Raw genomic sequence first — 26293 nt, 5'->3', positions numbered from 1 at the left:
CTTCCATGAACACAGTCGCAAGCGATGTGAGCACCCGGAACGCAAATCCGGCCTCCGACAAGAACTCAAACCCGGTAGAACGCGGCGCCGTGCCTGGCAGCTTCAAGCCGACGCACCACGCGCCCCCGGTTGGATCGATGAAACCGAAGATCGAGGTGAATAACCTCAACTTCTTCTACAACAAGTTTCATGCACTGAAAAACATCAACCTGCGCATTCCCGAGCACAAGGTGACGGCGTTTATCGGGCCGTCGGGTTGCGGGAAATCCACGTTGCTGCGCACGTTCAACAAGATGTACGCGCTTTATCCGGAGCAGCGCGCGGAAGGCGAGATCCTGATGGACGGCAACAATCTGCTCGATACACGCCGCGATATCTCGCTGTTGCGCGCGCGCGTTGGCATGGTGTTCCAGAAGCCGACGCCGTTTCCCATGTCGATCTACGACAACATCGCGTTCGGCGTGAAGATGTTCGAGCAGCTTTCGCGCTCGGAGATGGATGACCGCGTTGAATGGGCGCTGACGAAAGCGGCGTTGTGGAACGAAGTGAAGGACAAGCTGCAGCAAAGCGGTTACGGCCTGTCGGGCGGCCAGCAGCAGCGTCTTTGCATCGCGCGCGGCATTGCGATCCGTCCGGAAGTGCTCTTGCTCGACGAACCGTGTTCGGCGCTCGATCCAATTTCCACGGGCCGGATTGAAGAGCTGATCGCTGAATTGAAGAATGACTATACGGTGGTCATCGTCACGCACAACATGCAGCAGGCGGCGCGTTGTTCGGACTACACTGCTTATATGTATCTGGGCGAATTGATTGAATTCGGCGATACGGAAAAGATCTTCATCAAGCCGTCCCGCAAGGAAACGGAAGACTACATCACCGGCCGTTTTGGTTGAATGCATAACGGGCTAAAAAAGGACTTCAGGAGCACATATGTCCGATAAACATTTGTCGAGCCAATTCGATGCCGATCTGAACGCGGTTTCGTCGAAGGTGCTGGAAATGGGCGGCTTGGTCGAGTCGCAAATCATCAACGCCATGCAGGCGCTCAATTCGTTTGATATCGATATTGCCGACAAGGTGATTCTGGCGGAGCAACGCCTGAATACCATGGAAGTCGAGATCGACGAAGAATGCAGCAATATCATTGCGCGCCGTCAGCCGGCTGCACGTGACCTGCGTTTGCTGATGGCGATATCGAAGACGATCACGAATCTCGAACGCGCCGGCGACGAAGCCGAGAAAATCGCCAAGCGCGTGAAGCGCATCGACGAAGACGGCATGGGCCGCAACGTCAATATCGCGGAAATCAAGTTATCGGGTGAAATGGCGGTGTCCATCTTGCGCCGTGCACTCGATGCATTCGCGCGCCTCGATACCGTTGCCGCAGCGCAGATCGTGCGTGACGATAAAGCCATCGACGAAGAATTTCGCGCGTTCGTGCGCAAACTCGTGACGTACATGATGGAAGATCCGCGAATGATTTCGGCCGGGCTCGATTATTTGTTCATTGCGAAAGCAGTCGAGCGGATTGGCGATCACGCAAAGAACATTGCCGAATTCATTATTTACATTGTGAAGGGAACGGATGTCCGCCATGTGTCGCGCGATCAGCTTGAACGCGAAGCACTGAGCTGAAGTTTCAAAGCAATCCCTACAGCCGTTAATCAACTTACGCGAAGAAGGTTACAGAGGTGCCGATGCCCAGCAGCATTCTCGTTATAGAAGACGAACCCGCGATTTCCGAATTGATTTCGGTGAATCTGCAACACGCGGGCCATTGCCCCATTCGTGCTTATAACGCGGAACAGGCGCAAAACCTGATCAGCGACGTATTGCCGGACCTGGTGCTTCTCGACTGGATGTTGCCGGGTAAATCCGGCATCGCCTTCGCTCGGGAATTACGTGGCAACGAACGCACGAAACACATTCCGATCATCATGCTCACTGCTCGCGGCGACGAGCAGGACAAGGTGCTTGGGCTTGAAATCGGCGCGGACGATTACGTGACCAAGCCGTTTTCTCCGAAGGAATTGATGGCGCGAATCAAGGCGGTATTGCGCCGGCGCGCGCCGCAATTGACGGAAGACGTGGTGGCCATCAACGGCTTGCGGCTCGATCCGGCGACACATCGCGTTGCAGCGCATGCGAACGGTCATCCCGACGATATCAAGCTCGACCTCGGTCCGACCGAGTTCCGCCTGCTGCATTTCTTCATGACGCATCCGGAACGCGTGCATAGCCGCACGCAATTGCTGGATCAGGTGTGGGGCGATCACGTATTCGTTGAAGAACGGACGGTGGATGTGCATATCAAGCGCTTGCGGGCGGCGTTAAAGCCCGCGGGTTGCGATGCTATGATTGAAACTGTTCGTGGCAGTGGGTATCGGCTGGCCAAGAGCGCTTGATCCGCGCGCTCGTATAATGCATGACACCCGCGACCAATAGGGGTCGTGGGCTCGCGTGGCAATAATCTCGATCCGCTAACTCATGAATATCATCTGGACGCGATCTCTCGTGTCCCTCGCGTTACTCGCGATACTGAGCGTGATCGTTGGTGCGCTGTTTGGTGTGCGCATCGCGCTCTGTTTTGCGCTCGTCATGCTGGTCCTTCAAGCCTTGTTCACCACCTTCCATACGCAGCGTCTCTGGCGTTTGCTGGACGCGCCGGTTTATGGCGAAGTGCCGAGCGCGCCGGGCGTGTGGGGCGAAATTTATTATCGTTTGCATAAGCTTGCAAAGCGCTGGCACGCGCAAGTGCGTCAGGTCGAGCAACAACATTCGCGATTCATCCAGGGCATTCAGGCTTCGCCGAATGGCGTGGCAATGCTCGACGATACCGATCAGATCGAGTGGTGCAATGCCATCGCTGAAACGCATTTCGGACTCGATGCAAAACGCGATCTGCGCCAGCATATAACGCATCTCGTACGTCAACCCGATTTTGTCCGGTATCTCGCTTCGCAGCATTACGAAGAAGTGCTGGTCATGCGCGGGATGGGTTTGAACCGGCAACATGTGTTGTCGGTGCAAATATTTCCTTACGGCGAAAATCGCAAGCTGATTCTCACGCAGGACATTACCGAGCTTGAAAGAACGGATTCCATGCGGCGCGATTTTGTCGCGAACGTTTCGCATGAATTGAAGACGCCGCTGACCGTGTTGTCGGGCTTTCTTGAAACCATGCGCGAGATTCCGCTCAATGAAGCGGACCGCGCGCGGTATCTGGAAATGATGGAACAGCAATCGGCGCGCATGCAGAACATCGTGCGCGATCTGCTGGTGCTGGCAAATCTCGAAGGCGATGGAAAACCGCCCAGCGACGACGTGCTCGATATGCGCGCCGTACTGCGTCACCTTGAAGAAGACGCGGAGAATTTATCGAGCGGCCGGCACAGGATCACGTTCGATATCGACGAAGCATTGACCGTGTCCGGTTCTGAAACGGAGATTGTCAGTGCGCTCGCCAATCTGGTGACAAACGCCATTCGATACACGCCCGATGGCGGCACCATCGATGTCGTCTGGCAACGCGTACGCGACCGCGCGGTGTTTTCGGTGCGCGATAGCGGACTCGGCATTCCCGCCGAACATATTCCGCGTTTGACGGAGCGGTTTTATCGAGTCGATAGAAGCCGTTCGCGCGATACCGGCGGTACGGGTCTTGGCCTTGCGATCGTGAAGCACGTATTGCAGCGCCACCACGCGGATCTTGAGATCAAGAGCGAGGAAGGGCGCGGCAGCACGTTCCTGGTGAAATTTCCGGCCGCGCGTACGTCGCTGAGAAAGTCGATCGCGGCCTGAGGCATTCCTGAGGCATTCAGGAGCAGAACTTCGTCAGCAATCCGAGTTGCGCGTTGCGCATGGATTTGCCGGGCCGACGCCGCCGATAATGCCCATCGCTTTGCATGAGCCACGCGGATTGGTTATCGCCAAGAAACGCCGATAAACCTTCCGCGATGACTCGCCGTTTCAGGCGCCGGTCATTCACAGGAAACGCGACTTCCACACGCCTGAAGAAGTTACGATCCATCCAGTCCGCGCTGGACAAATACACCTTCTCCTCACCGCCCGCGTAAAAATAAAAGATTCGGTGATGTTCGAGAAAGCGCCCGACTATCGAGCGCACGGTTATGTTTTCGGACAAGTCTTCCACGCCCGGTTTCAGCGCGCACACGCCGCGCACGATCAAATCGATCTTCACGCCCGCTTGCGACGCTTCATACAAAGCGGCGATCACGGTAGGTTCGAGCAGCGCGTTCATCTTCGCGACGATCCGCGCCTTCCTGCCCGCGCGCGCGTTGTCAGCTTCGACGCGAATCGCTTCCATGAGATTCGGATGCAGCGTGAAGGGCGCTTGCCATAGCTGATGCAGACGCAACTCGCCGCCAATGCCGGTCAGTTGCTGGAACACGTGATGTACGTCTTCGCAGACTTCCTGATTCGACGTCATCATGCCGAAATCGGTATAAAGCCGCGCGGTTCGCGGATGATAGTTTCCGGTACCGAGATGCGCATAACGCCTGAGCATCATCTTGCCGTTCTGCAAGACGCGCCTGACGATCAACATCATCTTCGCGTGGCATTTATGGCCCACTACGCCATAGACCACATGCGCGCCGACGGCCTCGAGTTGCGAAGCCCAATTGATGTTCGTTTCCTCGTCGAAGCGCGCAAGCAGCTCCACCACCACGGTCACTTCCTTGCCGTTGCGCGCGGCTTGCATCAGCGCGTCCATCAGCGGCGAATCCGTTCCCGTGCGATAGATCGTTTGCTTGATCGCGACGACTTGCGGATCCTTCGCGGCCTGCAGCAACAACTCCAGCACGGGCTGGAAGCTCTCGTACGGATGATGCAGAAGCACGTCGCCTTTATCGATGACATCGAAAAGATTGGACGCGTTTGCGATCACGCTCGGCACTGCGGGAATATGCGGCACGAACTTGAGGTCGGGGCGATCGACCATTTCGGGCAACTGCATCAGGCGCACGAGGTTCACCGGCCCGCTCACGCGATAACAATCGCGGTCATTGAGTTCGCTTTCGTCCAGCAGCCTGCGAATCATGTGCGGCGGTGTTTCCGCCGACACTTCGAGGCGCACCGCGTTGCCCAGATGCCGCGCCGGCAATTCGCCTTGCAGGGCGACGCGCAGGTTGGTGATTTCGTCTTCATCGACGAACAGTTCGCTATTGCGCGTGATCCGGAACTGGTTGCAACTGCGCACCATGAGATGCGGAAACAACTGGTCCACGAAGCGCTGCATCAACGAGCTCAGCAGCACAAACCCGTGCGGATATCCCGACAGCGCTTCCGGCATGCGCACGAGTCGGGGCAGGGCGCGCGGCGCCTGGACAATGCCCATGACCGCCTGGCGCCCGAACGCGTCCTTCCCTTCCAGTTCAATGACGAAGTTCAGGCTCTTGTTCAGCACGCGTGGAAACGGATGCGCGGGATCGAGGCCGATAGGCGTCAACACCGGCAGCAGCTCGTTATGAAAATAGTCGCGCGCCCAGTCGGTCTGCGCTTCGGTCCATGACTCGACGCCATGAAAATAGATGCCTTCGCTTTCGAGCGCGGGATAAACGCTGTCCTGCAGCATTGCATATTGCTGATGCACCAGCCTGTGCGCACGCTCGACCACGAGGTCGTAGACGTGCTGGAGCGACATGCCATCGGGCGAAAGCGAACCGGGATTGTCGCGCATCTGCTCCTGCATGCCGGCCATGCGGACTTCGAAAAACTCGTCGAGATTGCTGCTGGTGATGCAGATAAAACGGAGTCGTTCGAGCAGGGGGACGGCGGTATCGGCGGCTTGCGACAACACGCGTTCGTTGAAGCCCAGAATGCCCAGTTCGCGGTTCAGAAGGGGATAGCGGTTGGACATCGATATAAAAAGCACTCAGAAAAACGGAATCTGCAAGGATCGCCCGGAATGACTCACAATATGATGACGTTTTTGTGAAATCGTGATGTCACGAATTTAACGCAGGGCGCGTGTAAGGTCGACACTGGCTTTATTTGCCCGGAGCCGCCGCAAGATCGATTTATCCTCTTTGTTTGTTTCATTTGCTTTTCGCCAGACCAGCACACCGGCCCGCTTGGAATTAAAATTGGCGCGCTGCGGCGTGCATCCATCGTCCTTGCGCTTTCGGACATGCGCGAACACAACCGAGCGAAATGCAGGAACAACCCTACGGAACCTAAAAAATCGATGGTCAATTCACCTCATCTTTTGGCAGCCGTAGATCTTGGATCGAACAGCTTCAGGCTGATCGTCGGACGCGTTGAAGAAACGCCGTCGGGCAGCCCGATCTATCAGGTCGACGCGCTGCGCGAACCCGTGCGCCTGGCTGCAGGCCTGTCACGCGACAAATATCTCGATCGCGCCTCGCAACTGCGCGGCTGGGACGCACTGAAACGGTTTGGCGAACGGCTGCGCGACTTTCATCCTGATCACGTGCGCGCGGTCGCCACCAACACGCTGCGCGTGGCCAAGAACGCCGAGGAATTTCTCGCCGAGGCGCAGAACGCGCTGGGTTTTCCCATCGAAGTGATTGCGGGCCGCGAGGAAGCGCGTCTGATCTATGCCGGCGCCGCACACTCTGTGCCCGCGAGCGCTGGCAAACGGCTTGTTGTGGACATTGGCGGTGGTTCGACGGAATTCATCATCGGCTCGCATTACACGCCCATTCACATGGAAAGCCTTTATATCGGTTGCGTGAGTCATAGCAGGCAGTTCTTCGCGGCTGGGAATGTCGACGAATACTCCATGCGCCAGGCCGAACTCGCCGCCAAGCGCGAAATCGAAATCATCTCCAGCGAATACAAGCAGACCGGCTGGGACCAGGCGATCGGTTCATCGGGCACGGCGCGGGCGCTGGCCGAATTGATCGAAGCCAACGGTTTCAACGATCCCGGCATCACCCACGGCATCTCGCGCGGCGGCCTCGAGCGATTGAAAAAGGCGTTGATCAAGGCCGAGAACGTGAACCGGCTGAAGCTGATTGCGCTGAAGGCCGACCGTATTCCGGTGCTCGCTGGCGGCTTGTCGATCATGCTGGGCGTGTTCGAGGAACTGGGTATCGATTACGTCGATACCACCGACGGCGCGTTGCGTCTCGGCGTGCTTTACGACCTGCTCGGGCGGACGCAGCATCAGGATATGCGTACCGTGACGGTGGAAGGGTTCAAGCGTCGTTACGCGGTCGATGGCGCGCAGTCCGAGCGCATTGCGGAGCTGGCCATCAGCTTCTACGAGCAGCTCGAGGCAGGCGAATCTTCCGTCGATGCCGAACGCCGCGTCGAAAACCGGATGTTCCTGGGATGGGCCGCCGCGCTGCACGAGATCGGTCTTTCGATTTCGCACAGCGCGTATCACAAGCATTCGGCGTATATCGCGAGTCACGCGGATATGCCCGGATTCTCGCGCACCGATCAGGCGCGGCTCGCGGGTCTGGTGCTGGGACATGTCGGCAAGCTCGGCAAACTGTCGCACGCGCGTGACGTTGACTGGACCTTGCTGTTTTGCCTGCGGCTCGCGGCGTTGCTGTGCAGAAGACGGGCAGACGTAGGCTTGCCGGCTATCGAAGTCACGACTGCAAACGGCGGTTTCGATGTAAAGCTGCCCAACGACTGGGTCTCGCTGAATCCGCTGACCGACTATAGCCTCGTGCAGGAAGCGGCCGAGTGGGAAAAGATCGGCAAGCCGTATCGGGTGGTTTATACGGGCGTTTGAATCTGGCGGTGCGCAGCGGTCAGTCGGCCATGAAATGCCGCGCGTACCGTTCGTTGATATCGCTTAGGCGCAGCAAGGTCAGGAAATCGGCCGTGTTGAAATCCGGGTCCCAGGCCGGCGCGCCGCAGATCTTCGCGCCGAGGCGCAGATAGCCTTTGACCAGCGGCGGCGGCGCGACCTTCGCGCCGGTCCGCAATTCCTGCACCGGCAGCGGCGTGTGCGCGAACGCGCGGTATTCGAGCGCCGTCAACGCGTCCTTCTCCATGCCATCGAAAAGATCGGCGGCGTAGTGGCCGCCATCGGCCATCGATACGCTCGCGCAGCCCAGCATGGTCTCGTAGCCGTTCTGCTTCATGTACGCGGCGAGGCCGCCCCACAACGACATGATGACCGCGCCGCTGCGGTAATCGGCATGCACGCACGAGCGGCCGACTTCGACGAGCTTCGGGCGCAGATGGGCCAGGCGCGACACATCGAATTCACTCTCGGCATAAAGGCGGCCTGCGCGCGCGGCCTGATGCGGAGGCAACACGCGGTACGTACCGACAACTTTCAGCGTATCCAGGTCGCGAACTAGAAGGTGATCGCAGAAGGCATCGAATGCATCTACGTCGAGGCCCGCCGGACCTTTCAGCTGGGCGCCCATTTCATCGGCGAACACGCGGTATCGAAGGCGCTGTGCCTCGCGAAGTTCGGCTTCGGAATGCGCCCACGATACCCGCAGCCTGTGCTGCGCCGTCACCGTCTCGGCCGCACGCGGCAAGCGCTCGGAGCCGCCCATGCCATTCGATGGGTTCACGAAAGCGTGCGTCGTCGATTCCTGCATTGACAATCCCCAAGTGGATTTGGCTGACGTATTACCGATAGCCGACAATGTAAGTATCCCGAATGACGCTCGCATGGCATCACGGTGACGATTCAATGAAGTGCGCGCGGGTTGCCTCCTTTATTGATGTGATTCGTGACCGGGTTCAAAGCAGATCGGGGCCGGTTACGGCGCGCAATACGATCTGGTCGTCGCCCGCCCGCGAACGTCCCTGGAACCACCAAATTCCCGCTTTTTTGATGGTCCAGCCGGCTTCCTGTCCGGTCATGAGCCAAGCCGCAACGTGCCCGAGCGTCGGTTGATGTCCGACGACCACGACCGTTTCCGCCGCGCCTTTTGGCCATTGCGCGGCGTCGAGCACGGCTTGCGCCGAGGCGCCCGGCGCGATTTCCTTCACGACCTGGTACCGGTCGCTGAAGGTTTCCACGGTCTGGATGGTGCGCGTGGCGGGGCTGACGAGAAACAGCGCGTCGTCGTCGATACGGCTTTTTAGCCATTTAGCCGCCGCTTGCGCCTGCTTAACGCCGCGTGCGGTCAGCTGGCGCGCGAGGTCGCTTGCGGCCTGGTCTTCGGCTTCGGCGTGACGCCAGAGAATGAGGTTCATCGGATAGCTCCTTTTTGGGCTTTGGGTGTTTTCGATTGCGCCGGTATCCATTACACGCTATAGTCTCGCTCTTGTCGGAGCGTAGCGCAGCCTGGTAGCGCATCTGATTTGGGATCAGAGGGTCGAAGGTTCGAATCCTTTCGCTCCGACCACGTTACACATGAAGGGGTCACGAGTTCAACTCGCGACCCCTTTGTCATTTTCCGCGCGGTTTAGTTGTTCTTTCGGCCGCCGCATCCGGCTGCAATTCCCGATATCGTTTAATCTTCCTGCTTCACTTTCCGAATCGATCAATCTTTTCCGGGCCGTCCATGCCGCGCTTCGCCGTTCTGTTTGCCTGTTCCGTGTTTCTTTCGGCATGTGCCGATTCCACGCCGCATCGAGTGATACCGCAGGATCCGCCCGACTACAAGGGCGTTCCAACCGATACCACGCCGCCCGACATGACCATCGCGCCGGCAAAGTCGACGCAGTCCGCGCAACCGTTATGACCGGATGCATGCCGCGCGCCGCCGGGCTGCTCAAACGCCACGGCAGCGTATAATTTGCTGATGAACACGCCCGCAAACGCCGCCCAGTCTCACGACCACTCGTCCGCCGACGCGCTTCAAGCCGCGGTCACCATGGCCGACGACTATTGTCGCGAGCGCGGGCAGAAACTCACGCCCATCCGTCGCACTGTGCTGGAATTGCTGCTTACGTCCGGCCGCGCGACCAAGGCGTACACGCTGCTGGACGAAATGCGCGCGATGCACCCCAACGCATCGCCTCCGACGGTTTATCGGGCGCTGGATTTCCTGTTGTCGGCGGGGCTGATTCATCGGATCGAGTCCATCAACGCGTTCACCGTTTGTCATGACCTGACGCATTGTCAGCACGGCGTTCTGGTCGTTTGCCAGCAATGCGGGCGCGTTACGGAATTGCAGCAGCAAAAGCAGTTGCGACAGAGCTTGCTTTCGCAAGTCGAGGCGAGCGGCTACAAGCTGGCGGGCGATGATATTGAACTCAAGGGTATTTGCCCGGCGTGCCAGGCCGCGGAGGATCCGGGCGCGCATAAGCACGATCACGATCACGCGTCACATTAGACTATTCGATCAAAGCAAAAGCCCGTTCCAACGTGAGTCGGAACGGGCTTTTGCATGGTGCAGGTGTTCGGAGCTCCAGGCGTATTGACGGCGCCCCAGAGTACGCGCCAGATCAACCAAGGCCGAGTCACGTAATTATTACGATCGAAAAATTGCGATAGCCGCGCGTCATGCGAAATTCTTGCTGCAACGGTATCATCGAATTTCTCTCTGGCCGAAACTATCTTTCACCATGACTGCGCTGTGGATCTTTCTCGCTATTTGCCCGCTCGCGATGATTTCGCTGCTGGTGTTCGCGTCGCATATCGACCCGTTGTCAGGGCGGTGGCGCGGTGCGCGGCTGATCGGCTCGTTCCATGTTCCAGACGTACGCAAGCAAAGCAGGCGCTTTGGCGACGCTTTGAAGAATCACTCGGCCACCGGCCGCGCGAGTGCTACTGCTTACAGCGAATCACCATCGACCGGTTCTTGACGTTCGCGCCAAAAATACCGGCAACCGACCCGCCCGAGGTCGCGCCGTTATCCACGTCCTTCGATACCACGTCGTACCCATACGACCCGCAGATTTCCCCAGCCTTTTTATAGCATTCGGCCCAGCTCGTGCTGGCGTCGCCGCCGCTGCAGTTGATGGCAAAACCCGTATCGCCGGTTGGTAAATAGGTGCGTTTTGCCGTGTTTGCGCAACCCGTCAGCGCGGCTGCGGCTATCAATACGGCACCCATTACCGCCAGCTTTTCAAGCGCCGGAGCGCGGACATTCTCTTTCATCGAATCTTCCCTGTAACTGATTGAACCTGCCTGGGCGCGTTTTTGCGCTATGGACTTATCGAGGTGGCAAATAGCGCGATGGATCGATCGAACTGCCCTTGTAACGCAGTTCGAAGTGCAACATCACGCGGTTCGTGTCGCTGTCGCCCATTTCCGCGATGGCCTGGCCTTGCGTGACTTGCTGACCTTCTTTCACGAGCAGTGCGCGATTATGCGCGTATGCGGTGAGGTAATCGGCGTTGTGCTTCACGATCAGCAAGTTGCCATAACCCCGCAAGCCGTTTCCTGCATACACCACCGATCCGGCCGCCGCTGCCACGATCTGCGTGCCCGGCGTGCCGCCAATGTCGATGCCCTTTGAATTCTTGCCATCGAAACCGCGAATCACCGCGCCTTGCACCGGCCAGATCAGCGAAATGCTGGAAGCCGGTTTGATCGCGCCGCCTGACACGGCAGGCGCCGTATCCGCAGAACTCGTGCCGCCGTTTGTGCGAGCCGGCGCGGACGAAGAAGACGAAGAGGACGACGAGGACGACGAGGACGCGATAGCCGTTCCGGCCGGCGGCGCCACGCGCAGAACCTGATCGACTTCAATTGCGTTCGGGTCGGTGAGATTGTTCCATCGCGAAATATTCTGTACCGATGTCCGGTTCGCGCGCGCGATCTTGGATAGCGTATCGCCCCGTTCCACACGATAAAACCCCGGCCCGACAGGCGCGGAGCCACACGCGGCGAGCACTGCGACCAAAGTCGCGCAGGTCAGCCGTCGAATTATTTTTGTCAAACTCAGAACCTCGCAAAGCGCCGCACAACCCGAAAGCCACGGCGGACAAACCACAACGCGTAACGTCGAAAGGTATGATTTTAACGTCCCCGTGCCGTGGTAGTCAGAAGCGTGCATGCGCGCAGTCGGTCTGGCTCCGTCTTCTCCTTACGATGCCGGCGAAATGGTCAGCCTGAGCGCCGCCGTTTCCGTCTTCCCCGGCGCGATCCAACGCAAACCGTGACCGTTGTGAATGGCATCCGGCAGACCCACCCACGGTTCAACGCAATAAAAATCTGACGCGGGCGCTTCGGTCCACGTCGTGACGGCATACCAGGGCACCGAGTCAGGACGCTGCAGATCGAAATTCACCGCGCGCTTCAGGCCAGGCGTCACGAGCCGGACCGGCTGGTCGGACGGACCGGTGAAACAATGAAAACGGTCGAGGATGCTTGCGTCATCGATTGAATAAAGCGTTTTTCCCGCTTCCGGTTCTGTAATCGAACCGTCTGCGAGTTGCCGGCGCATTTCCGTGCGCGGCAGTTCAATGCTGCTGATACCGCGCTGATCGTGCGGCAGCGCGAAGTAGAAATGGTGGCCGGAGTAATACGGCAATGGAACCTCGCCCGGGTTCGAAGTCGTCAGTTCGACATCCAGCGTCACACCATCCACTAGTCGGTACGCAGCTTCAAAGCGAAAGGCGAATGGATAACCCTGACGCGTGAAATCGTTGTCGACAAGCGTCGTCCGAACGCCGTGTCCGTCCGGATCGATCCTGTGTTCGAACGGCAGGTTGCGTGCGAACCCGTGCATGGGCAGGTCGTGCACAACGCCTTCAGGGTCGCGCCACTTGCCGATTTCGCCATCGACGAAATGACGCCCCAGGAACGGAAACAGCAGCGGATTGCCGCCGCGGATCTTGACGAAGTTGGACCAATCGGGCGAGGCAGGCCAGAAAATGACCGGATCGCCGCCGACTCGCCACGTCATCAGGCGTGCGCCGGCGTGCGGGGCGATTTCCAGGACGGCGTCGTCGTGCTTGATTTCCAGGATGTCGGGTATCGATGACATGTTGGCGGTCTCCTTGGCGTAAATGGTCGGATGGGTCGGCGCTTTTGGCGCATGGATCGCGCTCAATTCTACGGGGAAACCCTTTTGGGGAAATTGCGACTGACACACCTGGTTTCATTAGCCCGATAATGCAAACACGATGTAACGCACATGAAACATTTTCCGGCCTTGGCGATTGAATCGTTCAAGATGATCCTACGAAAGACGAGGTTGATATGGATCTGGCTTTGATGTTCGGAGTATTTATCTTTGGCACGTTCGGCGCGGGAACGGCGTTGTTCTTATACAAGCTTTAAGCGCTGCATTGCCAGGTCGGCATTTGCAAGAAGGCTCGTCTTATGACGGGCCTTTTTTATTTTTCTTTTAATATTCATATACCTAACAATAAGCTTTCGATTGCGCGATCTCGCACGCAAATGCTTGGCGCTGCAATTGGCGACCGGCATAATCGGCGCGTTTTATGTGCCTATGCTGCACCGCCGCGACCATGCACTTAATGCTGGTCTGTCGCCATTAACGAAAGAGGACTGACGCGTGACTTTGTGGTTTCTGATTTTCCTGAGCGTGTTGCAGGGCGTGACCGAGTTGTTCCCGGTCAGTAGTCTTGGCCATACCCTTCTCGTGCCCGGCTTGATCGGCATGCACATCGATAAACATGCACCACAGCTGCTGCCTTTCCTCGTCGCGCTTCACCTCGGCACCGCGCTCGCGTTGCTCTGGTATTTCCGCAAACGCTGGGTGGCGCTGGTGATCGGGTTCATTGGATCGCTGCGTGGCCGCAAGAACGCCGATGGCCACATGATGTGGGCGCTGATTATCGGCACGATTCCGACGGGCATCGTTGGTCTGCTGCTCGAAAAACGGCTCGAGGCGCTTTTCCACGACCTTCGAATTGTCGCGGCGGCCTTGATGGTCAACGGCGTGTTGCTGTGGGTCGGCGACCGGTTGACACGCTCGCGCGCCGAGCGCGCTCCGGAAGATTTAACATTCAAGCAGGCGTTCCTGGTCGGCCTGGCGCAAATCGGCGCACTGATTCCCGGTTTTTCGCGCAGCGGCCTGACGATCATCGCGGGCGTGGGCGCAGGTTTGAGCGCCGAGAAAGCCGCCGAGTTTTCGTTCCTGCTCGGTACGCCGATCATCTTCGCGGCCGGCGTCCTCGAATTGCCGAAGCTTTTTCATGCACCCGATCAACTCGCCGATGCCATCCTGGGCGGCGTGCTGACGGGCATCGCCGCATATCTCAGCGTGCGATTCCTGATGCGTTATTTCGAAGGAAAAGGGCGGCTTGCTGCGTTCGGCGTCTATTGCCTGATCGCGGGCGCGTTCTGTCTCGGCTGGTTCATGCTGCATCCGCAACCGGTTTGAGTTGAAGCAAATGACGTGAGGGGTCCGGAATGGGGCCCCGTGCGGTTTCAATGAGGTAAAATCGCGGATTGTCTGCACCGCGGCAGTAGCTCAGCTGGATAGAGCATCGGCCTTCTAAGCCGAGGGGCGGGGGTTCGAGTCCCTCCTGCCGTACCAAAGTCACGACTCGCGCGCGTTCACAGCGCAAGTTGCTGGCACAAAATCATCAGCACGAGCAGCGCCGCAAACAATAGCGCGCACCCTATGGCGGTGATTACGCGCGGCCAAACGGCGGGCTTCGCTTCATCCATGTTTCTATGCTCTTGCGGCCAGCCGTCGAGATTGAATCGCTCGGGTTGTCTTGCAAGCAGCCGATCCATTGCTGCCAATCCCTTCGGCATGACGAGCGCACACGCAATGGCGGCGATGCTCAAGCATCCGTAAAGCGTCGGCGCGAGATGGGTGTCCATGACGGTAGAAGAGCTGAAGTAGGGAAGCCTTCAATCTTAGGTTTGCCCTGCAAGCGGCTCTATCGGACATGTCTGAGATACTCTGTCATTCCTCCGAAATGCACATGCAATGGCCATTCGGCCGAGCTTTTGCGCTTGCGGCGCACGTGTGACCTCATGCTATCCTCGACGCAAGACGATCGTTATTTGCCGGCTTGGTCCGGCATGCCGAATCGCGATCCGCGCAGACAATCAATCAATATTCAACGAGGGAGAACATTTCATGTCACAGCCGGTGTCACAGTCCATCCGCGGGCTTAAACGCGTCTCCACGCACTTCACCTTGTCGCTAGTCGCGGGCTGCGTTTTGCTGGCCAGCGGCGCAGCGCAGGCGGCGAATCTCGGGTTCCTTAACAACACGCCCATCACGTACATGAAGCAGCGTGATCTCGAGATGCTCAACAAGGCCGCGCGCACCGCGTTGGATACCAAGCAGGACGGCGAATCGCTCGACTGGAATAACCAGGGCGCCGGGAATCCGGTAGCCGTCAATGGCACGCTCACGCCATCGGATACAGACAAGAAAGGCGACAGAACCTGCCGCAAGCTGACCATGGTCGCGCACGCCAAGGGCCAGACGCAAACCTGGGCGCCGATTATCTGCAAGAACGAAGGCGGCAAATGGGCGTTGCTCAAGCAGTGAACGTTCTTCAACTGCAGCTTTGCACAGAGCAGTTTTTCGTTGCTTGGCCTGGTGGGTCGATCAATGGCTGAGCGGACGGTTTCGTGCGGCGTCGTCATACTCAACACGCAAGGCGACGTGTTGCTTTGTCACGCGACCGAAACCTCGCACTGGGACGTTCCAAAAGGGCAGGGCGAAGAAGGTGAGGAACCGGTTGAAGCGGCGTTGCGCGAGCTCGTGGAAGAGACTGGCATTGTTCTGCCGGCGGATCGGCTCAGGGATCTCGGGCGCTTTGTTTATCGGCGTGACAAGGACCTGCATTTGTTCGCGGTGCGGGTTGACGAGGACGAAGTCAAGATCGAGGAGTGCGTATGCGAATCGTACTTTCCGCGTCGTCGTGACGGCACGATGATTCCCGAAATGGATGCCTACCGATGGGTATCGCCAACTGATGTCGACCAGTACGCAAGCCGCAGCCTCGCGCGGCTTTTCCAGACTACGCTGTCGCTCGCAGAACTGCATCAAACGCTGATTTGAGCGGCTGATTTGGGCGATTGACTTGGCCGATCAAATCAGCCGCTCAATTATCCGACGGCCGATCGTTCGGGTTCGCGAATAGTGCTTTCATTTCGGGCGAAAGCGGAAAGCGCAGGTTCATATTGTTGGGCGGAATGGGTTGCATGAACCAGGTGTTGTACAAGCTTTCCGCTTCGCCCGAACGCTGCATCCCGGCAATGACGTCATCGGCCAATTTTTTGAAGACCGGGTCGCCCTTGCGCATGACGCACGCATACGCTTCGTGCGCGAGCGGATCGCCCGTTACCACGTAGTCACGCTGCGCAACGCCTTCCTGCGCAATCTTTCCGTACAGCAGCGGATCATCCATTACGAACGCGACGGCGCGGCCGGTCTTTACCGCATCGAACGCTTCTGCGTGGTCGCGGGTGGCAAGTATCCGCAAGTCGAGATTCTGCGTGAGCGACAACGCGCGTATCAATTGTTCGTCGGATGTGCCGGCGGTCGTGGAGACTGTTTTCCCACGGAGATCACTGTAATTACGAATTCCGGATTTGCGTTTCACCGCCATCCGGATACCGTAGTCAAAGAAGCTGTTCGAAAATGCGACCAGTTGTTCACGATCGCGAATATGCGCGGTCGAGCCGCACTCCAGGTCGATCTGATGGTTGACTATGAAGGACAAGCGATTCGTGGACGTCATCACCACCGTGCTCACCGCAAGGTGAGGTTTTTGAAGGCGACGGCGGACTTCATCGACAATCTTGAGCGCGATGCTTTGCGAATAGCCGATAGGTTGCTGCTTCGCGTCCAGATAGGAAAACGGCACCGACGATTCGCGCACGCCAAGAACAATGCTGTTGTTTTCGACGATCTTGCGCAGCGTAGGCGAAATCTGAGATTGCTCCGCCGCGCTTGCGCAGACTGTTTGCGCCGACATCAGCAGCGTGATTGCGGACGCCGCGCACATTGCGCGAAGAAGCCGGGGCAATGTGCGATCGGAACCATTTCCCGGCGACATCGACAAATATCTCGCCAGCATCAAGCCGGCTTGCCCCAGCTGTCCCGCAAGCTGACGATTCGATTGAATACCGGCACGCCCGGTTTCGAGTCGACCCGGTCAGCCACGAAATAGCCATGCCGTTCGAACTGATAGCGATCTTCGGCCTTGGCATTGCGCGCCGACGGTTCGAGATAAGCACGCACCACGCGCTTTGAATCAGGGTTCAACGCATCGAGGAATTCAGCGCCGCCGGCTCCTGGTTGCGGTTCTTTAAAGAGCCGATCGTAGAGACGGACTTCGGCTTCATAGGCGTCTTTTGCACTGACCCAATGAATCGTGCCCTTGACCTTGTACGCGTTCGCGCCTTCCGTGCCCGATTTGCTGTCGGGGAAATAGTTGCAGCGCACCGCAGTGATGTTGCCGTTTTCGTCTTTGTCCGCGCCGGTGCATTCCACCACGAAGCCGTATTTCAGTCGCACCTTGTTGCCCGGGAACAGGCGGAAATAGCCCTTCTTCGGTTCTTCCTGGAAGTCTTCGCGCTCGATCCACAATTCACGCGAGAACGGAAATTCGCGCACGCCGCGGTCCGGATGATGCGGATGCACGGGCGCGCTGCACGATTCGCTCGTACCTTCCGGATAGTTGTCGATGATCAGCTTCAGCGGATCCAGCACGGCGATCGCGCGTGGCGCTTTTTCATCGAGGTCGTCACGCAGCGCGCCTTCCAGCACGCTCATGTCGATCCACGAATCGACCTTCGTCACAGCTACGCGGTCGCACATGAGGCGGATGCTTTCGGGCGTGAAGCCACGACGCCGGACGCCTACGATAGTCGGCATGCGCGGGTCGTCCCAGCCTTCCACGTGGTTCTCGTTCACCAGTTGCAGCAGCTTGCGCTTGCTGGTGATCGCGTACGTGAGGTTCAGTCGCGAAAACTCGATTTGCTGTGGCAGCGGACGAGTGAACTTGCCGTCGTCGGCGAGTTGGTTGAGGAACCAGTCGTACAACGGACGATGATCTTCGAATTCGAGTGTGCACAGCGAATGCGTGATGTTCTCGAGTGCGTCCGATACACAATGCGTGTAGTCGTACATCGGGTAGATGCACCACGTGTCGCCGGTCCGGTAATGATGCGCGAAACGGATCCGGTAGATCACCGGGTCGCGCATGTTGAAATTCGGCGATGCCATGTCGATTTTCGCGCGCAGCACGTGGTCGCCTTCCTGGAATTCGCCGGCTTTCATGCGGCGAAACAGGTCGAGGTTTTCCGCGGGCGTACGGTCGCGGAACGGCGAATTCTTGCCGGGCTCCTGCGCCGAGCCGCGCGTCAACCGCATTTCCTCGGCCGTCTGGCTATCCACATAGGCCTGGCCGCGCTCGATCAGAAGTTCCGCGAATTCATAAAGCTGGTCGTAGTAATCGCTCGCGAAGTACAGGAATTCCTGGCCGTCCTTGTTCCAGTCGAAGCCGAGCCATTTGACGGCGTCGATGATGGAATCCACATACTCGACGCTTTCCTTTTCGGGATTTGTATCGTCGAAACGCAGGTGGCAGACGCCGCCATAATCACGCGCGATGCCGAAATTCACGCAAATACTCTTCGCATGGCCGATGTGCAGATAACCGTTGGGCTCAGGCGGAAAACGCGTCTCGACTCGCTGCGACCATTTGCCGTTGCGGTTATCTTCGTCAATGATATTGCGGATGAAATTATTTACCGCCGGGGCGTCGTTGCGATCGGTGTTCATGCGAAAGAGAAGAAAAGCTGACGAGGGCGCTAGCGTTCGAAGACGTGCGGCTTGCGTTCGGTAAAGCTGAATTGATCCAACGATTCTACCTTAGCAACCAGTCTGAGGCAGCGCCGGCCGGGATTTTGCAGCGATGTGCGGCGCGGGTGCGACATGTTTCTTATCTTGTGCGAATGCGTGGCGTTTCAATACCGGATGTATCGAGCGTAACGGGAGGTAAATCGCATTGTCGGTAATGATGAGACGATTTTAAGATAGCTTCGCGTTCTGAAATAATGAGATTGAAAGGTTCGGGGCGCGGCGTTCTGACAATAAAAAGGAAGGTTTCATCATGAATAAGATCATGCGGGTATCGGTTCGGGTGGCGGCTGTTGCGACTTTGATCGCGGCAATGTCAGGGTGCGCGATGAGTCGCACGCAAGCGCATGCGGGGATTGGGGCTGCCGCTGGTGGGGCTTTGGGATATGTGCTGACCGGCGGGCCGTTGGGGACGGTTGCCGGGGCGGCGGCGGGGGGGCTGGTTGGGGCGGGAGTTAGGTAGGGCGGGGCGCTGCGGCGGGCGGGGTTGATGCTGGGTTGTTGCTGCTCAGGCTTTCGCGGGGTCCGTCTTTGTTGTTCTCTTTAGCACTGTTAGCCACTGTCCGTGGCGGGACTTCATTTCTTTGTCCAAACGGCGACAAAGAAACGAAGCAAAGAAAACGCCTCTCAACCGCTAATTCTTAAGTGTNGTTAGCCACTGTCCGTGGCGGGACTTCATTTCTTTGTCCAAACGGCGACAAAGAAACGAAGCAAAGAAAACGCCTCTCAACCGCTAATTCTTAAGTGTCCACAACGTGCAATTTCAACTGCGTGGTACGCAAGAAGCACCCTTAGCGCATAACTGCGTCCTGTCGAAACCCTTCCGCTCCGTTAGCAGATACCCACACGCTTCGCCACCAGTGTGGATGGCCGCTAACACGGAAACCCGGGTTGTGGCCGTTTGCGCTCATTTGCAGGGTTTGGCCGTGCTGGTTACTGGGAATCGGACTTGCTTTGGCCCTGCACCGAACCTGGCTTCTCCACGCTTCCGGCGCCAGCGAATTCCTTCCTCCATTCCCGTATAATCGACAATCCCGAATCTGGCCCCGGCTGGTGTTCATCGGCAGAAGTCGAAGCCTCGCCGTGCGCCGCAGCCGTACAAAACAGCAGACCCGCAAGCCATGAAAGCCGCCGACATCCGCGAGAAATTCCTCAAGTTCTTTGAATCGAAGGGCCACACTATCGTGCGCTCGTCCAGCCTCGTGCCGGGCAACGATCCCACGCTGCTCTTCACGAACTCCGGCATGGTCCAGTTCAAGGATGTATTCCTCGGCACGGAATCGCGTCCTTATTCACGCGCGACCACGTCTCAGCGTAGCGTGCGCGCCGGCGGCAAACACAACGATCTCGAAAACGTCGGTTATACGGCCCGCCATCACACGTTCTTCGAAATGCTCGGCAACTTCTCGTTTGGCGATTATTTCAAACGCGATGCCATCCACTATTGCTGGGAATTGCTGACCAAAGTCTACGGCCTGCCGCCGGAGAAACTCACCGTCACGGTCTATCAGGAAGACGACGAAGCGTTCGCGATCTGGGAAAACGAAATCGGCGTGCCGAAGGAACGGATCATCCGCATCGGCGACAACAAAGGCGCGCGCTACGCATCGGATAATTTCTGGACCATGGGTGACACGGGTCCATGCGGCCCGTGCTCCGAAGTGTTCTACGACCACGGCCCGGAAGTGTGGGGCGGCCCGCCGGGGTCTCCCGATGAAGACGGTGATCGTTTCATCGAGATCTGGAACCTCGTGTTCATGCAGTTCAATCGCGACGCCCAGGGCAACATGACGAAGCTGCCCAAGCAAAGCGTGGATACCGGCATGGGCCTCGAACGTCTCGCCGCCGTGCTCCAGCACGTGCACAGCAATTACGAAATCGACCTGTTCCAGTCGCTGATCAAGGCTGCAGCCCGCGAAACGGGTACGCCGGATCTCACGAACAATTCGCTGAAAGTGATCGCGGACCACATTCGCGCGTGCTCGTTCCTGATCGTCGATGGCGTCATTCCCGGCAACGAAGGACGCGGTTATGTGCTGCGCCGGATCGTGCGCCGCGCAATCCGTCACGGCTACAAGCTTGGCCGCAAGGGCGCGTTTTTCCATAAGCTCGTGGCCGATCTGGTCGAGCAAATGGGCGCGGCTTATCCGGAGCTGAAGGAAGCGCAAACGCGCGTCACGGACGTGCTGAGACAGGAAGAAGAGCGTTTCTTCGAAACTATCGAACACGGTATGTCGATGCTCGAAACCGCGCTGGCCGAACTCGACGCGAAGGGCTCGAAACAGCTGGACGGCGAACTCGCGTTCAAGCTGCACGACACGTTCGGCTTCCCGCTCGATCTGACAGCCGACGTGTGCCGCGAGCGCGGCATAACGGTAGACGAAGCCGCTTTCGACGAAGCCATGGCGCGTCAACGCGAACAAGCGCGTTCGGCCGGCAAATTCAAGTCGGCGCAAGGCCTGGAATACGCGGGCGAAAAGACCACGTTCCACGGCTACGAGAACGAAATTTTCGACGACGCGAAGATCGTCGCAATCTATGTAGACGGTGTTTCGGCGAAAGAAGCGCAGCCGGGACAGCAGGCCGTCGTCGTGCTCGATCACACGCCGTTCTACGCGGAATCGGGCGGTCAGGCGGGCGATCAGGGCGTGCTCGCGAACGCCGCGGTGCGCTTTACCGTCGCCGATACGCTCAAGGTGCAGTCGGACGTCGTCGGTCATCACGGCACGGTCGAGCAAGGCACGCTGAAAGTGGGCGACGTGGTGAAAGCGGAAATCGATACGGCTCGCCGTTTGCGCACCGCTCGCAATCATTCGGCCACGCACTTGATGCACAAGGCGTTGCGCGAAGTGCTCGGCAGTCACGTGCAACAAAAGGGTTCGCTCGTCGATCCCGACAAGACGCGCTTCGACTTCGCGCACAACGCACCCATGACGGACGAACAGATCCGTCGCGTGGAAGAAATCGTCAACGCGGAAGTGCTGGCGAATGCGCCGGGTATCGTGCGCGTGATGCCGTACGACGAAGCGGTGAAGGGCGGCGCAATGGCGCTCTTCGGTGAAAAATACGGCGATGAAGTGCGCGTGCTGGATCTCGGTTTTTCGCGTGAATTGTGCGGCGGTACGCACGTGAATCGCACGGGTGATATCGGGCTGTTCAAAATCGTGATGGAAGGCGGCGTGGCGGCGGGGATTCGTCGCGTGGAAGCCATTACCGGCGACAACGCGGTGCGTTTCGTGCAGGAACTCGATGCGCGGATCAACGCGGCATCGGCGGTGTTGAAGGCGCAGCCGTCGGAGCTGACCCAGCGCATCACGCAGGTTCAGGAGCATGTGAAATCGCTCGAAAAGGAACTCGGCGCGCTGAAGTCGAAGCTCGCATCGAGCCAGGGCGACGAACTCGTGTCGCAAGCGGTCGAGATCGGCGGCGTGCATATTCTGGCGGCGCAATTGCCCGGCGCGGACGGCAAGACGCTGCGCGAAACCGTCGATAAATTGAAGGACAAGCTGAAGAACGCGGCGATCGTCCTCGCTGCCGTCGATGGCAACAAGGTCAGCCTGATTGCAGGCGTGACGGCGGAGGCATCGAAGAAAGTGAAAGCAGGCGATCTCGTGAATTTCGTCGCGCAGCAGGTTGGCGGCAAGGGCGGCGGCCGGCCGGATATGGCGCAGGCTGGCGGCACCGAACCGCAGAACCTGGCGGCGGCTCTCGCCGGCGTCAGCGAGTGGGTGAAAGGGAAGCTTTAAACTCGCCTTCAGCAATATTAGGCAATATTCAGGCAATAACCAGCTAAGACCAGAAGCCCGCCGAGCGCACAGCACAGCGGGCTTTTTTGATTTCCAGCGTACTTTTTGCAAGCCGATCGACAGGTACGTCACTTGCGGTTCCGTGGGTCAGCGCGGACACGAAGTCCCGCGTATCGACTACAAAAAGGAACACGTTCATGAACAAGAAATTCGTCTCGCTCGCACTCGCATCCTCGATGCTCTTCACCACCGGCGCGGTCTATGCCAAGGGATGTCTGGAAGGCGCGGCAGTCGGTGGCGTAGCGGGTCACGTTGCGGGTAAGCACGGCGTGGTGGGCGCGGCCGGCGGTTGCGCAATCGGCCATCACGAAGCAAACAAGAAGGACAAACAGGCTCAACAAGCCTCGGCAGCGAGCCAACCCGCCGCCAAGTAATTCGGAATCGTCTGTATCCAGGCGATGAAACTCGCGGTGGTGTCTTATTGACGCTTCCGCGAGTTTGGACACGAAACGCTAAAATGGCGTCCACGTCCACATCGCCCTGGCACCAGACCGCATGCAACATTTCGCCTCCGACAACTACGCCGGCATTTGCCCCGAAGCGCTGGCTGCGCTGATCGACGCCAACAACAGCGGCCACGAACCCGCTTACGGCGACGATTCCTGGACGCAAGGCGTCTGCGATCGCATCCGTGACCTTTTTCAGACCGACTGCGAAGTCTTCTTCGTCTTCAACGGCACCGCCGCCAACTCCTTGGCCCTTGCATCGCTGTGCCAGTCCTATCACTCGGTGATCTGCCACGAACTCGCACACATCGAAACGGATGAATGCGGCGGCCCTGAATTTTTCTCCGGCGGCTCGAAATTGCTGACCGCACCGGGTATCGATGGAAAATTGACGCCCGATGCCATTGAAGCAATCGTCACGCGTCGCGCCGATATCCACTATCCGAAGCCCAAGGTCGTCACGCTCACGCAATCCACCGAAGTGGGCACCGTGTACAGCGTCGAGGAGATTCGCGCGATCGCGGCGATTGCCAAGCGCCGGCATCTGAAAGTGCATATGGACGGCGCGCGTTTTGCGAACGCGGTGGCGTCGCTCAACGTGCATCCGTCGGAAATCACGTGGCGTGCAGGCGTGGATGTGCTGTGTTTCGGCGGCACCAAAAACGGTTTGCCGGTCGGCGAGGCGGTAATTTTCTTCGATAAAGCCCTGGCCGTCGATTTCGCGTACCGGCTCAAGCAGGCCGGGCAACTTGCGTCGAAGATGCGCTTCATTTCCGCGCCCTGGCTCGGCCTTCTGAACAACGATGTCTGGCTGCGCAATGCCCGTCACGCCAATTCGATGGCGCTTTTGATGGCCGAGCGGCTGGAAGGCATTGAAGGCGTGAAGGTTATGTTCAAGCCGCAATCCAATGCTGTCTTCGCCGAACTGCCGCCGCACGTGGCGCAGGCGTTGCGCGCGAAAGGCTGGAAGTTCTATCAGTTCATCGGCTCGGGCGGCTGCCGGCTAATGTGCGCATGGGACACGCTGCCGGAAACGGTGGAACAATTCACCGCCGAAATCCGCGCGCTGTGCGCCGCTCGCTGAACGCCCGACATCACGGAATTTCACCATGATCGAATACCATTTCTGTCCGCGCGATGCGAATAAGCTGGTCGAACGCGCCGACGCCGCCCACGAAGGCGGTCGCGTGCGGCTGGCGTGCCCGGACCCGGAATGCGGCTTCGTTCACTGGAATAATCCGCTGCCGGTGGTGGCGGCTATCGTGGAATACGAGGGCAAGGTTCTGCTCGCGCGCAATGCGGCGTGGCCCGAAGGCATGTTTGCGCTGATCACCGGCTTTCTGGAGAACGGCGAAACGCCTGAAGAAGGCATCGCGCGGGAAGTGCTCGAGGAAACGTCGCTGGTCGCGGAATCGGTGGAACTGGTCGGCGTATATGAATTCATCCGCAAGAATGAGCTGATCATTGCTTATCACGTGAAGGCGAACGGGACGATCGCGCTGTCGCCGGAATTGCTCGAATACCGGCTGGTCGAACCGCCGAAGCTGAGGCCGTGGCGCGCGGGAACGGGGCACGCCGTTGCCGAATGGATGCGCGGGCGCGGGTTGGCCGTCGAATACGTGGACCGGCCGGGGCAATAGGCGGGCTCGCTTATCTGCGAGATTGACGGACTCTGCCTGCACTCCTAACATGCCTGACGCAGACCACAACGGGGACACGTCATGGCTTTCATCTTTTATCTCACACATATTCATCTCGGCTTCGACGCCCTTGCCTCGCTCGATGGCGAATGCGCGCGCATCGGCATCAGTCGGCCGCTGATCATCACGGACAAGGGCGTGCTCGCGGCGGGTCTCGTTTCGCAGACCGTCCAGGCCATGACGCTCGATGCCGGCGCGGTTCCCATCTTCGATGAAACCCCGTCCAACCCGACCGAAGCCATGGTCATGAAAGCCGCGGCGCTCTACAAAAGCGAACAGTGCGATGGCCTGATTGCGGTGGGCGGCGGATCGTCCATCGATCTGGCAAAGGGCGTGGCGATCGCCGCGACCCATCCCGGCACGCTGACCGAATACGCGACCATCGAAGGCGGCAGCAACAAGATCACGTCGGACGCCGCGCCGCTGATTGCCGTGCCGACCACGTCCGGCACGGGCAGCGAAGTGGCACGCGGAGCGATCATCATTCTGGACGATGGCCGCAAGCTCGGCTTCCATTCATGGCATTTGCTACCGAAATCGGCCATCTGCGATCCATCGCTGACGCTCGGCTTGCCGCCGATGCTCACGGCGGCCACCGGCATGGACGCGATCGCGCATTGCATCGAAACGTTTCTTGCGCCCGCGTTCAATCCGCCTGCCGATGGCATTGCGCTGGATGGGCTCGAGCGCGCCTGGGCGAATATCGAAAAAGCGACGCACGATGGCCAGGATCGCGATGCGCGGCTGAATATGATGAGTGCGTCCACGCAGGGCGCGATGGCGTTCCAGAAGGGTCTTGGATGCGTGCATTCGCTCTCGCATCCGATGGGCGGGCTGGTCGTGAACGGACGGACCGGCTTGCATCACGGCACGCTGAACGCCGTGGTTCTGCCAGCCGTGCTGCGCTTCAACGAAAGCGCGCCGAGCGTGGTCGCGGAAAACCGTTTCGCGCGCATGCGTCGCGTGATGAATCTTCCCGCCGGCGCCGATGTCGCTCAAGCCGTCCATGACATGACCGAACGCCTGGGCTTGCCGACGCGCCTGTCGCAAATGGGCGTGGAAACGAGCATGTTCGACAAGATCATCAAGGGCGCGCTCGCCGATCATTGCCACAAGACCAATCCGCGCGAGGCGAGCGCGGAGGATTATCGGCGGATGCTGCAGGAGTCGTTCTGATTCATGACGCGACCTGTCCCCACGAAGCGCGCGGATTACCCGCATTTTCTATCGATCAACACGCGCTGGTCCGACAACGATATCTACGGCCACGTAAACAACGTGGTGTATTACAGCTACTTCGATACCGTCGTGAACGAGTATCTGATCCGCGAAGGCGCGCTCGATCTGGAAGCCGGCAAGACGATCGGCCTCGTGGTCGAAACGCATTGCAGCTACTTCGCTTCGCTGGCGTTTCCTGATCGTGTCGATGCCGGTTTGCGCGTCACGCGGCTCGGCACAACGAGCGTGCGTTACGAAGTCGGCATTTTCAGCGCCGGGTCGGAGCAACCGGCCGCGCAAGGGCATTTCGTGCATGTCTATGTGGATCGCGATACACGCCGTCCGGTGCAGTTGCCCGATGCGCTCGTCGCGGCGCTCAAGCCGCTCGTGAACGGGTAGGGCCGCAGAGCGTGGACGCGTTCGTTCAGTGGTTCGCGATCAACCTTTTGAATGGA

Annotated in this window: 26 protein-coding genes and 2 tRNA genes; 19 read left to right on the top strand and 9 right to left on the bottom strand. The window is 58.8% G+C overall.

Translation table 11 applies throughout. The annotated features are described in order from the left end of the window. The first annotated feature begins 137 nt into the window (after window positions 1-137). The 4 genes from pstB to phoR all read left to right on the top strand — a co-directional run bounded on the left by pstB (window position 138) and on the right by phoR (window position 3801). Window positions 138-893, top strand: coding sequence for a phosphate ABC transporter ATP-binding protein PstB (gene pstB / locus ASG35_RS06225; RefSeq protein WP_172811968.1), 756 nt, complete (start codon window positions 138-140; stop codon window positions 891-893). Window positions 894-930: 37 nt separating this feature from the next. Beyond that, window positions 931-1635 (top strand): phosphate signaling complex protein PhoU, encoded by a 705-nt coding sequence (gene phoU / locus ASG35_RS06220; protein ID WP_056354216.1) that lies wholly within the window; start codon window positions 931-933, stop codon window positions 1633-1635. 62 nt (window positions 1636-1697) lie between these two features. Then, window positions 1698-2405 (top strand): phosphate regulon transcriptional regulator PhoB, encoded by a 708-nt coding sequence (gene phoB, locus ASG35_RS06215; protein ID WP_056354212.1) that lies wholly within the window; start codon window positions 1698-1700, stop codon window positions 2403-2405. 82 nt (window positions 2406-2487) lie between these two features. Further along, window positions 2488-3801: a phosphate regulon sensor histidine kinase PhoR gene (gene phoR / locus ASG35_RS06210; RefSeq protein WP_056354210.1), complete on the top strand. Its 1314-nt coding sequence runs from the start codon at window positions 2488-2490 to the stop codon at window positions 3799-3801. 16 nt (window positions 3802-3817) lie between these two features. On the opposite strand, the gene ppk1 is transcribed toward phoR, so the two are convergent. Continuing rightward, entirely contained in the window at window positions 3818-5881 is a 2064-nt protein-coding gene (gene ppk1 / locus ASG35_RS06205) for a polyphosphate kinase 1 (protein ID WP_056354207.1), read from the bottom strand. Window positions 5882-6208: 327 nt separating this feature from the next. Between ppk1 and ppx the strand changes: the two genes are divergently transcribed. Beyond that, on the top strand, window positions 6209-7732 hold the full coding sequence (gene ppx, locus ASG35_RS06200) for an exopolyphosphatase (protein WP_056354205.1): 1524 nt from the start codon (window positions 6209-6211) through the stop codon (window positions 7730-7732). A gap of 19 nt (window positions 7733-7751) precedes the next feature. Here ppx and ASG35_RS06195 read toward each other — a convergent pair whose 3' ends face one another. Together ASG35_RS06195 and sixA are read right to left on the bottom strand one after the other, a co-directional pair. Continuing rightward, a complete protein-coding gene (locus tag ASG35_RS06195) occupies window positions 7752-8558 on the bottom strand; it encodes a GNAT family N-acetyltransferase (RefSeq protein ID WP_056354202.1) in 807 nt (268 codons plus the stop codon). Between the two features lie 145 nt (window positions 8559-8703). Next, on the bottom strand, window positions 8704-9162 hold the full coding sequence (sixA, locus tag ASG35_RS06190; protein WP_056354199.1) for a phosphohistidine phosphatase SixA: 459 nt from the start codon (window positions 9160-9162) through the stop codon (window positions 8704-8706). Between the two features lie 75 nt (window positions 9163-9237). On the opposite strand from sixA, the gene ASG35_RS06185 reads away from it, so the two are divergent. The 3 genes from ASG35_RS06185 (at window position 9238) to ASG35_RS06175 (ending at window position 10247) form a co-directional block, all read left to right on the top strand. Further along, window positions 9238-9314: transfer RNA gene (locus ASG35_RS06185), tRNA-Pro, on the top strand. Between the two features lie 159 nt (window positions 9315-9473). Next, on the top strand, window positions 9474-9653 hold the full coding sequence (locus tag ASG35_RS06180) for a hypothetical protein (RefSeq protein ID WP_056354196.1): 180 nt from the start codon (window positions 9474-9476) through the stop codon (window positions 9651-9653). A gap of 60 nt (window positions 9654-9713) precedes the next feature. Continuing rightward, on the top strand, window positions 9714-10247 hold the full coding sequence (locus ASG35_RS06175) for a Fur family transcriptional regulator (RefSeq protein ID WP_056354193.1): 534 nt from the start codon (window positions 9714-9716) through the stop codon (window positions 10245-10247). Window positions 10248-10681: 434 nt separating this feature from the next. Here the strand turns inward: ASG35_RS06175 and ASG35_RS06165 are convergent, their stop codons facing one another. The 3 genes from ASG35_RS06165 to ASG35_RS06155 all read right to left on the bottom strand — a co-directional run bounded on the left by ASG35_RS06165 (window position 10682) and on the right by ASG35_RS06155 (window position 12848). Further along, the gene (locus tag ASG35_RS06165) at window positions 10682-10969 is read right to left on the bottom strand and encodes a hypothetical protein (RefSeq protein ID WP_156393028.1); all 288 of its coding nucleotides are present in this window, start codon (window positions 10967-10969) and stop codon (window positions 10682-10684) included. Window positions 10970-11069: 100 nt separating this feature from the next. Continuing rightward, window positions 11070-11798 carry a peptidoglycan DD-metalloendopeptidase family protein gene (locus ASG35_RS06160; RefSeq protein WP_235527467.1) on the bottom strand — a complete coding sequence of 243 codons (729 nt, stop codon included), beginning with the start codon at window positions 11796-11798 and terminating at the stop codon, window positions 11070-11072. Window positions 11799-11945: 147 nt separating this feature from the next. Further along, window positions 11946-12848, bottom strand: coding sequence for an aldose epimerase family protein (locus ASG35_RS06155; RefSeq protein WP_056354570.1), 903 nt, complete (start codon window positions 12846-12848; stop codon window positions 11946-11948). 534 nt (window positions 12849-13382) lie between these two features. Here ASG35_RS06155 and ASG35_RS06150 point away from each other — a divergent pair. Continuing rightward, complete coding sequence (locus ASG35_RS06150; protein WP_056354183.1) at window positions 13383-14213, top strand: undecaprenyl-diphosphate phosphatase; 831 nt, start codon at window positions 13383-13385, stop codon at window positions 14211-14213. Between the two features lie 79 nt (window positions 14214-14292). Next, window positions 14293-14369 (top strand) — tRNA-Arg (locus ASG35_RS06145). A gap of 20 nt (window positions 14370-14389) precedes the next feature. On the opposite strand, the gene ASG35_RS06140 is transcribed toward ASG35_RS06145, so the two are convergent. After that, window positions 14390-14662 (bottom strand): hypothetical protein, encoded by a 273-nt coding sequence (locus tag ASG35_RS06140; protein WP_056354181.1) that lies wholly within the window; start codon window positions 14660-14662, stop codon window positions 14390-14392. A gap of 262 nt (window positions 14663-14924) precedes the next feature. On the opposite strand from ASG35_RS06140, the gene ASG35_RS06135 reads away from it, so the two are divergent. Continuing rightward, a complete protein-coding gene (locus ASG35_RS06135; RefSeq protein WP_056354179.1) occupies window positions 14925-15344 on the top strand; it encodes an RT0821/Lpp0805 family surface protein in 420 nt (139 codons plus the stop codon). A gap of 63 nt (window positions 15345-15407) precedes the next feature. Further along, window positions 15408-15860, top strand: a complete 453-nt coding sequence (locus tag ASG35_RS06130; RefSeq protein WP_056354177.1) for an NUDIX hydrolase — start codon at window positions 15408-15410, stop codon at window positions 15858-15860. A gap of 43 nt (window positions 15861-15903) precedes the next feature. Here the strand turns inward: ASG35_RS06130 and ASG35_RS06125 are convergent, their stop codons facing one another. Then, complete coding sequence (locus ASG35_RS06125) at window positions 15904-16809, bottom strand: transporter substrate-binding domain-containing protein (protein ID WP_082508263.1); 906 nt, start codon at window positions 16807-16809, stop codon at window positions 15904-15906. A 71-nt stretch (window positions 16810-16880) separates the two neighbouring features. Next, window positions 16881-18590, bottom strand: coding sequence for a glutamine--tRNA ligase/YqeY domain fusion protein (locus ASG35_RS06120; protein WP_056354171.1), 1710 nt, complete (start codon window positions 18588-18590; stop codon window positions 16881-16883). Between the two features lie 343 nt (window positions 18591-18933). On the opposite strand from ASG35_RS06120, the gene ASG35_RS06115 reads away from it, so the two are divergent. From ASG35_RS06115 to ASG35_RS06085, 7 genes are all read left to right on the top strand, one after another. Then, window positions 18934-19131 (top strand): ornithine acetyltransferase, encoded by a 198-nt coding sequence (locus ASG35_RS06115; RefSeq protein WP_442854814.1) that lies wholly within the window; start codon window positions 18934-18936, stop codon window positions 19129-19131. A 658-nt stretch (window positions 19132-19789) separates the two neighbouring features. Beyond that, entirely contained in the window at window positions 19790-22414 is a 2625-nt protein-coding gene (alaS, locus tag ASG35_RS06110) for an alanine--tRNA ligase (RefSeq protein WP_056354165.1), read from the top strand. Between the two features lie 236 nt (window positions 22415-22650). Then, window positions 22651-22848: a hypothetical protein gene (locus tag ASG35_RS06105; protein WP_442854813.1), complete on the top strand. Its 198-nt coding sequence runs from the start codon at window positions 22651-22653 to the stop codon at window positions 22846-22848. Window positions 22849-22969: 121 nt separating this feature from the next. Next, complete coding sequence (locus ASG35_RS06100; protein WP_056354158.1) at window positions 22970-24004, top strand: threonine aldolase family protein; 1035 nt, start codon at window positions 22970-22972, stop codon at window positions 24002-24004. Between the two features lie 25 nt (window positions 24005-24029). Beyond that, window positions 24030-24560 carry an NUDIX domain-containing protein gene (locus ASG35_RS06095; protein WP_056354156.1) on the top strand — a complete coding sequence of 177 codons (531 nt, stop codon included), beginning with the start codon at window positions 24030-24032 and terminating at the stop codon, window positions 24558-24560. Between the two features lie 81 nt (window positions 24561-24641). Beyond that, complete coding sequence (locus ASG35_RS06090; RefSeq protein WP_056354152.1) at window positions 24642-25796, top strand: iron-containing alcohol dehydrogenase; 1155 nt, start codon at window positions 24642-24644, stop codon at window positions 25794-25796. 3 nt (window positions 25797-25799) lie between these two features. Next, window positions 25800-26237: an acyl-CoA thioesterase gene (locus ASG35_RS06085; RefSeq protein WP_056354150.1), complete on the top strand. Its 438-nt coding sequence runs from the start codon at window positions 25800-25802 to the stop codon at window positions 26235-26237. Window positions 26238-26293: the final 56 nt, after the last annotated feature.

The organism is Burkholderia sp. Leaf177 (assembly GCF_001424345.1).
Lineage (GTDB): Bacteria > Pseudomonadota > Gammaproteobacteria > Burkholderiales > Burkholderiaceae > Caballeronia.
This window is presented reverse-complemented; position numbering and strand designations above follow the sequence as displayed.